General features: G+C 42.2%; 5 protein-coding genes and 1 pseudogene. 5 read left to right on the forward strand and 1 reads right to left on the reverse strand.

The features are described 5' to 3' along the window. Nucleotides 1–746: 746 nt before the first annotated feature. Nucleotides 747–989 (forward strand): annotated as a pseudogene (locus H6H03_RS38225) (ISH3 family transposase); the annotation flags it as partial. Nucleotides 990–1,115: 126 nt separating this feature from the next. On the opposite strand, the gene H6H03_RS38230 reads toward H6H03_RS38225, so the two are convergent. Then, entirely contained in the window at nt 1,116–1,496 is a 381-nt protein-coding gene (locus H6H03_RS38230; protein WP_190960196.1) for a hypothetical protein, read from the reverse strand. Nucleotides 1,497–1,713: 217 nt separating this feature from the next. Here H6H03_RS38230 and H6H03_RS38235 point away from each other — a divergent pair, with 217 nt between their 5' ends. The 4 genes from H6H03_RS38235 (at nt 1,714) to H6H03_RS38250 (ending at nt 9,285) form a co-directional block, all read left to right on the forward strand. Then, nucleotides 1,714–4,002, forward strand: coding sequence for an FUSC family protein (locus tag H6H03_RS38235; RefSeq protein ID WP_190960197.1), 2,289 nt, complete (start codon nt 1,714–1,716; stop codon nt 4,000–4,002). Nucleotides 4,003–4,743: 741 nt separating this feature from the next. Then, on the forward strand, nt 4,744–5,496 hold the full coding sequence (locus H6H03_RS38240) for a response regulator transcription factor (protein WP_190960198.1): 753 nt from the start codon (nt 4,744–4,746) through the stop codon (nt 5,494–5,496). Between the two features lie 137 nt (nt 5,497–5,633). Then, nucleotides 5,634–8,762: a PAS domain S-box protein gene (locus H6H03_RS38245; protein ID WP_190960199.1), complete on the forward strand. Its 3,129-nt coding sequence runs from the start codon at nt 5,634–5,636 to the stop codon at nt 8,760–8,762. 166 nt (nt 8,763–8,928) lie between these two features. Continuing rightward, nucleotides 8,929–9,285, forward strand: coding sequence for a response regulator (locus H6H03_RS38250; RefSeq protein ID WP_190960200.1), 357 nt, complete (start codon nt 8,929–8,931; stop codon nt 9,283–9,285). Nucleotides 9,286–9,349 lie beyond the last annotated feature (64 nt).

Consider the following 9,349-nt stretch of genomic DNA (forward strand, 5'->3'; position numbering starts at 1 on the left):
CCGTCAGGACAACTCCTCGATGGCGTCTATTTTTTTGCATTGGCATTAAAATTACTCGGAGCGAGTGTGTACCGATCTGCTTAGATTTTGAGGAATTGATTTGAATTCAGCTGCTTAAGTTGAACTTAAGTTAAGGGTTATCTTACCAAACTTATCTGGGCTAATCTAGCCGATCGCCTAAGAATAAGAACAGCTTAGTCAGAACCCTGCAAAAACTATTTGCATCAATTTCTACAAGCACTGCAAAACCAACAATACGGGAAAAGAGTATTAACAAAGCAAATTCAGTAGATCAAAAAGTTTTCCAGAACCCTTAGCAGTCGTTTATTCGAGTCGAGAAACATAATTTGCCACAATCAGTAGATCGAAAACTTTTGTAAGTTGACGAAATAATAAGGGTTTCAGCCGACGTTTTGGGGCTGATGATCGCGATCGCTTGCACTTTACTCTTAACCCACCAACAACCTCGTTCCTCAAAAACCAAACTCTAAAGGGATTGTCAGTAGACCGAAAAGTTCTGCGATCGCTGTGTGATGAACATCGGTCTAAGTGGAATTTTGTTTAAAAGTTGGTGATTTTAAGTACCAGTTTTGAATGAGTTAGTGGATATGGTAACATAAGTAAATCTAATAAATTACCAAGTGGTAAGAGCAAATCTCGCACCAGAATATGATTATGCTGTGATTGCAGATAATTTTGTCAAAGAGTTGCGTGAGAATCGAGCTAGAGGAATATCTGGTTTGACTATGACTGCAACTAGTACTCCAGTTTTAACTGATGATAAAACCTTGAATGAAGTAGTTAGCTGTTTAACTGAAAATCTTCCAATTCATGCTCAAGGTAAGTGTGAGCAAAGAAATATTTTTGAAATTTTAATTCGAGCGGCTACTCAAAGAGATAGTATTGAAAATACTACTAAAGTCCTTAAAAATGTTCCGACAAGTAATGATATCCGTTACCATTTAGATAAATATTCCGACCTCAATTCTTGGCAATAGGCAACTGGCAATAGGATTCTAGAAGATTAAGTGTACTGAGTTTTGTTCAAAAATAAAATAGGAGTTCTATATCAGCTAAATCGGCTAAATAAAAAAGTTTTAATTTTTCATTAATGCTTAAATTCCATAATCTTTTTTTGGTGCTAGTCCTAAGTAGTAGCGCAAAAATTCTAGAAAATTATGCGGTATCGGTCTAGGATAATTAGAAAATTCGCCGCTAATAACAATAAACCCAATAATAAAAGTAACTATCACCCCTAATATACCCATGCCTACTGATGCACGTTTTTTCATTCTGACACGCTGTGCCAAATTGGACATTATGTATCCACTGATGGTAAATAAAACAAGCATCATAGGTGCGACAAAGAAAATCAAACTCAACGAATTAGCTGACGCATTGATGCCAATATCGTAGTAATTCCAGTAGGCAGCGATTAGATGAATAAAGAAAAGTGTTGTTGGGATAGAAATAACACTATAAAAGCATAAACCCATAAATAAACAGCCTTTGAGAATGTTTGAATTGGCAGTAGAGACGTTGCAGTGCAACGTCTCTACAAGGATAAATCAAGGGTTTCAGTGTATAATCCACATAATGCGTGATTTAGGCTTGCTATGTAACCATTTGATATTATATTTATTCTCCACGTAGTTAGATATAGGTAAAATGCTGTAAGAGCCGATCGCTTTGTTATAGTCCCTAGCCTAAATAATGTCATTTACAGATAAACGCCCTCTGGGTTGGTTGTTACAGCAATTTCAACTCAAGCCAGGTAAACCCGACATTTTTTCTGGATTACGTAGCCTTTTGATACTGGGCGTACCCATTGGAGTCGGAATTATTACTGGTCATGCTGCTACAAGTGCAATTGCCACTATGGCGGCTTGGTTTGTTGGTATGGTAAATGTTGAGGGCACTTACCGCCAAAAAGCGATCGCAATGACCGCAGCAACCATTGGCATAACTGTGGTATTCTTCATTGCGAGTCTGGTTAGCAGTCATCTGTGGTTAGCTATCCCAGCGACGTTCTTGGTAATATTTATTGCAGGTTTAGCAAGTCTCTACGGCAACGTGGCTGCATCTGTCAGCTTGGTGACTTCCATTATGTTTGTCATCGCCCTTGCTAGATTTGCTTCATTCTCTAATTTTTCTACTCTTATCCTGCAATGTGCGCTGTGTTTGGCTGGCGGAATATGGACAACTGCTTTATCATCACTGCTGTGGGTGGTGCGTCCTGATGCACCTGTCAAGCAGGTAGTTGCTAGGTGTTATGACTCGCTGAGCAAATTTGTAGATTTGGTAAGGGAGAGGGCATTACATCCACAGGATGTGCAAGAATGGACGCAACGATTTTTGCAAGCTCAAGATATCGTCACTCAAGATTTGACATTTGCTCGTAGTGTCTGGACAGCGATGTGGACTAGGCAAAAAGGAGCTAATCTGCGGGGAAATTACTTACTGGTGTTAATTGAGGATGCAAATCAAATTCTCAATTCTGTTGTGGCATTGAGTGAATTGTTAGCGATCGCATCCACAGACCAACTATATTTTCAGCTACAAAGAGAAATTGAGCAAGCGATCGAACAGTTAGCAATTGCTGTGCAAATGTTATCACAAGGAATTGCCAAAGAAAAAAACTTAGTTCACCTGGGAGATTTAGACCGGATAATTGAAGCACTAGAACACCAGTGGCAAGTTATTCGCGCTCAACTCCTCAATCAAACCATAAATCTTCAAACAGATGAATATGCCGAACTACTCAACGTGAAAAAGATTACAACTAGTTTGACAAACCTGGCACAGCAAATTCATATTGATGCAGAGATGATTGCAGATTTCAAACAGGGGAAACAGCGCCCCATTTCTCAGCGAAATATTTCTCCTCCAACTCAGTCAGAGAATTCTACAATTATTGAGACACTGCGAAATAACTTTACTTTTGATTCAGTCCTATTTCGTCATGCCTTGCGTTTAGCACTGGTAACAACGGTTGCTGAATTGGTTGCCTCGGTACTGCAATTACCTAGAGGTTATTGGATAACTCTAACAGCTTTAGTTGCACTCAAACCGAACTTTGGTGGAACCTCCGAGACAACGGTGCAAAGGGTCATCGGTACTATTTTAGGCGGAATTATTGGCATAAGTGTGATTTTATTAGTTAAGAATCAATTGGCAGTTGCAGTTTGTTTCTTATTGCTTGTGTTTACTGCAATGTCAGTGCGATCGTTAAGCTACAGCATATTTACTATACTGCTGACTCCCGCCATTATTTTATTACTCAACCTGATTAGTGCTGGTGACTGGAAGATAGGAATATTGCGTATCGTTGATAGCTTAGTTGGCGGTGTCTTAGCATTGCTTGGCAGCTATTTGCTTTTTCCCCGTTGGGAACGACAGCAACTTCCGGCACAACTAGAAAAGACAATTCGAGCAAATCTCGCTTACTTTCAGCAGGTAATAGCTAACTATCTCCATCCAGAACGCGGTGCATCTACTGATTCTATTAATATGCTACGCCATCAAGCGGCACTGGAAAACGCCAACGCTACCGCCGCAGCCCAAAGATTGTTCAGCGAACCTCGTCATGTCCAGGGAGAAATCGAACCTGTAATAACTTTGATGGTATACATTCGCAGCTTTTTCAGTTCAGTGACAACTCTGGCAGAACATATGCGAGAATTTAGCGGCGAGTACCAATTTAGTGAACTCAACCGCCTGACTGATACGATTATTCAAGTTTTAGAAAACTTAGCAAATGCGCTGCAACAAGGACAGCCACCGCAACAGTTACCAGCACTGGATAACTATCTCGAAGCAATTCACGGCCAAATTCAACAATTACATACTGTCCGATTATCAGAGATTGCCACAAATCCAAACACTTTCACTACTCCTACATTACAAGCTGTTCGAGAACAAACTCCCCTATCCATAGAACTAGAGCGAATTGTTAATGAAGTTAAAGTTATACATTGTGTGATTGCGCGTATGCAAGATTGAACAACAGTTGAAGAGTCAGAGTTATACCGTTTCCCTTGAAGGCATTGCTGAATCTAGGGATGATTTTTACCTCACGCAAAGGCGCAAAGGCGCAAAGAATCTACCTTTAGCCTTCGTCAAAAATCTTAATTCATCCCGCATTTATGCAACGCCCCCTTGAAAATTGGTCCAAATAGACGGCAGGGCAGAGAGAGTTAGGAACTAATCATATCATGTTCGGGTGAAGACTTATCATTAGGACTGACGTGGGGACGCTCTGACGCGGAGAAATTTTAATAACAAGTGATTATCCGAACTTGATATCATTTGTATCAAGTATTTTGTGAAATCGTATTTATTAAACTGAAAACTTTTTCAGGAATCTTACCAAATCTTAAGCCCCGATGGTGTCCGTTCCCAAAGAACAGGCACGGTGATTACCAACTTCAACAAATTTGAGTCTAACCCTTATTATTTCGTTAATTTATAAAATTTTTTCCTTTACTGACTGTACCATTTGAAGATTTTTCAAAATTATAGATCGAACATTCTCATAATTTCAGTCGAGAATCTGTTTGATATTCCGAGAATCAATTAGACAAAAATTTTAAAATATAAAATAATAGTGACTTTGTTTAAAATTTACTGTTAAATTGCATAGTCAATTAACGCTTTTCTAAGTTAATTCCATCTACTTACAAATGTTAGAGAGGATGGCGATAAGTATGTATTTGGCTGTTTTATTCAGTAGGAGTAGAGTGAATGGCAAGTGCCAGGATTTTGATAGTAGAAGATGAAATCCTAGTCGCCAGGGAAATTGAAAGCCACTTGCAGAGCATGGCGTATGAAGTGGTTGGCATTGCTGTTACAACGAATACGGTGATTCAAAAAATTACAGAGAGTATGCCCGACTTAGTACTCATGGATATTAATTTGCAAGGGAGTCAGGATGGGATTGACATGGCGGCAGAAATAAGCGATCGCTTAAAAATTCCAGTGATTTATATTACTGCCTATGCCGATGACAGCACCCTAGAACGGGCAAAACTCACTAATCCCTTTGGCTATGTGCTAAAGCCCTTTACTCAACAAGATTTGCGCGTGGCTATTGAACTGGCACTGTTCCGGCAGCAGGCACTTAGAAATGAGCCATCAATCACCTCTGGTGATACCTTGCCTGCATCTGGGGCCGGTGGCCTGCCGCCCACTAAACTCCGAACCATCCTTTGCTATATTCAAGACAACCTAACCCAGGAGTTGACTTTGGAGAGGCTAGCAAATGAAGTTAGCATGACGAGTGACTATTTTGCACGATTGTTTAAACTATCCACTGGAAAATCAGTTCACCAGTATGTAATTCATCAGCGTGTAGAACGGGCAAAACACCTCCTCAGACAATCGGATCTCACAATTGCTGAGATTGCCCTGGAATGCGGATTTGCCAATCCCAGTCACCTGGCACTTCACTTCAAGCGAATTGTGGGGGTGACGCCCAAACAATTTCGGCACTTTTAGAAAGGGGGCAGGGGGGGCAGAGGCGCAGGGGGGCAGGGGGGCAGGGGGAAAGAATTAGAGGCTAATCATTTGTATTAGGTATTTTGTGAAATGGTGCCAGTATAAGTGCTGTTAGGGGACGTTCAGGAGGCAACTAAATGTTAAAACTGGGTTTGTTGGTAGCTGTTCTGTCTACAGTAGTGGCGATCGCTTCATTGACACCCACTGAAAACTCAGATAACCTGTTGCCACTGGAACTGTGTTTGTTGGGCATTGCCATCGCTCTGGCGCTGGGTGTGGTATGGGAGCGGATGAGGCAAAAAAGTGTTGTTGGTGATACAACCGTGCGTCAAATCCAAGAAAGCGAAACCAGACTGCAACTAGCTCTCAAAGCCGCTCAGATGGGTATTTGGAACTTGAATCTCATCACCAAAGAAACAGACTGCACACAAGAAACTGAACAGCTTTTTGGCATGGCTCCCGGCACATTTGATGGCAGACATGAAACGTTTTTGCGTTTTGTCCATCCTGATGACCGAGACGCGCTAGAGCAGGCGGTTAAAACAGCTATCCAGCAACACAGTACCTATTACCAGGAATATCGCATCATCTGGGCAGACGGTAGCATTCACTGGATTGAGGGCAACGGGCAAGCTTTTTATGACATAAACAATCAGCCTGTACGCATGACTGGAACCGTGAGAGATATCAGCGATCGCAAGTCTATCGAAACTGCTCTACAACGGCAAACTCACCAAGAACAAGCATTTAACCGAGTCATCCAGACAATTCGCAACTCCCTCGAATTAAAGACAATTTTTACAACTTCCGTCCAAGAATTCACTGATTTGTTACAAATGGATGGAGCTGCAATCATTCAATACCTGCCAGAGCGACAATGTTGGAAACCTGTGGCAGAGCATCTCCAAAGTTCGCAGAGTTTATCAACCTTGGAACTTGAGATTAGCGATCTGGATAATCCGATTGCCCAACGGTTGAAACAAGGAGAAATCCTGGTAATTGAGGACACGGGCAACTTGAAGGATGCAGTTAATTCAAAAGTCGCTCAAGCAGTTTCCAAAATTGTCTGTGGCTGGTTAATCCTTCCTTTAGAAGTGAATGGAGTCGTTTGGGGATCGCTAGCAGGCCATAGATCGCCAGTGCCTCTGTTGTTGACTGAGGATGAAATCGATTTAGCGCGTCGGGTTGGGGATCAACTGGCGATCGCCATTCAGCAGGCAAATCTTTATCAACAAGTGCAGCGGCTAAATCAAGAGTTGGAAATACGGGTGCAAGAACGCACTGCGGCATTACAGGAGAGCGAAGAAAAATTCCGCCAGCTAGCTGAAAACATCAATCACGTCTTTTACATTAAAGATATAAACGGACAGATTCTCTACATCAGCCCCAGCTATGCAGATATTTGGGGACAACCCGTAGACACGCTTTACTGCAACTCAAGCGCCTGGTTAGATACCGTGCATCCAGAAGACCGCGATCGCATCATCAGGGAAATACCCATTCTCCGAAAACACTGTCAAGGAGAAATAGAATACCGCATTATCCGTCCCAATAGCGAAGTTCGCTGGATTAGCGATCGCTCCTTTGGGATTCGCAACTCCCAAGGGGAAATTTACCGGATTGCAGGACTCGCCGAGGATATCACTAATCGCAAAGCCGCAAAAGCCGCCCTACAAATTTCCGAACAAAACCTGCGTACCATCTTCAATAATGTCAGCAGCCACCTTTTGGTGCATGATATGGATGGGACTCTGCTGGATGTCAACGATCGCGTATTGGAATTCCAGCAAATAAAGCGAGAAGAATTGCTCAAGCTTTCGATACTAGAAGACTGTTCTGCCCCCGATGCTGACTTCCATCTCGCCTCAGAATATTGGCAAAGAGCGGTAGCTGGCGAAACGGTTCACTTTGAATGGAAAAGCAGAAAACCCATTGATGGTACCCTCTTTGACTCCGAGATTACACTCAGCCCCATCATCTGGAATGGTCAATCGGTCATTCTGGCGAATGCGCGGGATGTGAGCGAACGCAAACAGGCACAACTGCGTTTGCAACGTCAAGCCGAAGCAGATCAACTCTTAGCAAACATCGCCCAAACTATTAATCAATCCATCGAGTTAGGCGAAGTTCTAGAAACTTGCTTGGAGCAGATTCGGCAATTTTTACAGTGCGATCGTACCCTTGTCTGTCGCTTTGATAGCGATTACAACATCTTTATTGAACTAGAAGCTATTTCCCAAGCTGAGTTGTCTGTGTCCGGACAAGCTATTGCAGATCCCTGTTTCAAGCGAGATTGGGCAGAACGCTATCGCCAAGGTTACATCACTGTTTGCCATGATACACAATCGCCAGACATTCTTCCTTGTTATGCCGAATTTCTAACTCAAATACAAGTGCAGGCAAACCTAGCGGTGGCAATCCTGCAAGCTGACCAAATTTGGGGAATGCTGATTGTCCATGATTGCCATGCACCCCACCAATGGCAACCCTATGAAATCAATCTACTCAAACAACTGGGGGTACAAATCGGCATTGCCACTCAAAAAGCAAGCCTCTACAAGCAACTAGAAAATCAGTTAGCCCAAAAAGAAGTTTTGTTCAAAGAAATTCACCACCGAGTTAAAAATAATCTGCAAGTGATCTCCTCAATGCTGTGGCTGCAAACCGAAGCAACTAACCATCCAGCTGTTTCCAAGGCGTTAGAAGACACGCGCCATCGTCTACGAGCCATGTCACTAATTCACGAAACCCTTTACCAACACGACGATGTGGGACGGAGTAACTTTCATAATTACATCCAGCGTTTAGCAAGCAGTATCTTAGCATTCTGTAGTATTCGTCCAGAGCAAATTAACCTGCGCTTTCGCCTGCAACCTGTTGTTTTCAATTTGGAAACGGCAATGCCCTGTGGCTTGTTGCTCAATGAATTGATTACCAATGCCATTAAGCATGGCTTTCCCGATGGACGCACAGGAGAAATCTGCATCGCTCTAGAACAAGTATTGCCTTGCCCTTCATCTACATTTCAGGATGTACCGCCCCCCAAAAAAAAGCCTTCTCAAGCTCACTCTCAATATATTCTGACAATTCAGGACAATGGAGTTGGTATGCCGGAGTCTTTGAACATTAAGAAACTGAAATCTTTAGGACTGAAAATTGCCTACGACCTTGCTCTGCAACTTGAGGGGAAATTAGAGCTTGATACCAGCAATGGTACTATATTTCGCTTGACCTTCTCAGCCTTGGAGTATGGGAATCGATTTTAGACAATTTATTATAGAGAAGTGCCAAAAAATATTTGTGAAATTCAGATAAGAAATCGCTCTTTTTTCTCGAATTTGTGATAGTTTACTAATAAAGCTTTTTAACTCGTGATTTCCTTGCTGTCTTCAAGTCAAAGTCACCTGAAAGAGTCTCTAGAGGATAAAACCTATGGTAGACACAAGGATATTTATCGTAGAAGATGAAATTTTAGTTGCTAGAGAAATTGAAGGGCATCTCCATAGTTTGGGATACCATGTTGTTGGAATTGCGGCGAGTGGAGAAACAGCCCTAGAACAAATTGCTGAACTTCAGCCGAATTTGGTCTTAGTGGATATTGTACTTAAGGGAGAACAGGATGGTATTGCTGTGGCTCAACAAGTACGCGATCGCTTCGACATTCCAGTCGTTTATCTCACAGCTTATGTAGATGCCCCAACCCTTGAGCGGGCAAAGCGCACCTATCCTTTTGGCTATATCCTGAAGCCAGGGCTATTTCATTCTAAAAAGTTGCTTAAGTGTGTATAACCCAAAAGAACAGAGCCGTTGAGCTTGTGCCATGTTTTCAAACATCTGGTCACGGTATAAATTG

Origin of the sequence: Nostoc paludosum FACHB-159 (assembly GCF_014698835.1) — a bacterium.
GTDB classification, from domain to species: Bacteria; Cyanobacteriota; Cyanobacteriia; order Cyanobacteriales; family Nostocaceae; genus Nostoc; species Nostoc paludosum.

Bases quoted from the DNA above. Each gene is read 5' to 3' on its own strand.
- H6H03_RS38245 (WP_190960199.1), top strand. From the start codon at position 5,634: ATGTTAAAACTGGGTTTGTTGGTAGCTGTTCTGTCTACAGTAGTGGCG.
- H6H03_RS38250 (WP_190960200.1), top strand. From the start codon at position 8,929: ATGGTAGACACAAGGATATTTATCGTAGAAGATGAAATTTTAGTTGCT.
- H6H03_RS38230 (WP_190960196.1), bottom strand. From the start codon at position 1,496: ATGGGTTTATGCTTTTATAGTGTTATTTCTATCCCAACAACACTTTTC.
- H6H03_RS38235 (WP_190960197.1), top strand. From the start codon at position 1,714: ATGTCATTTACAGATAAACGCCCTCTGGGTTGGTTGTTACAGCAATTT.
- H6H03_RS38240 (WP_190960198.1), top strand. From the start codon at position 4,744: ATGGCAAGTGCCAGGATTTTGATAGTAGAAGATGAAATCCTAGTCGCC.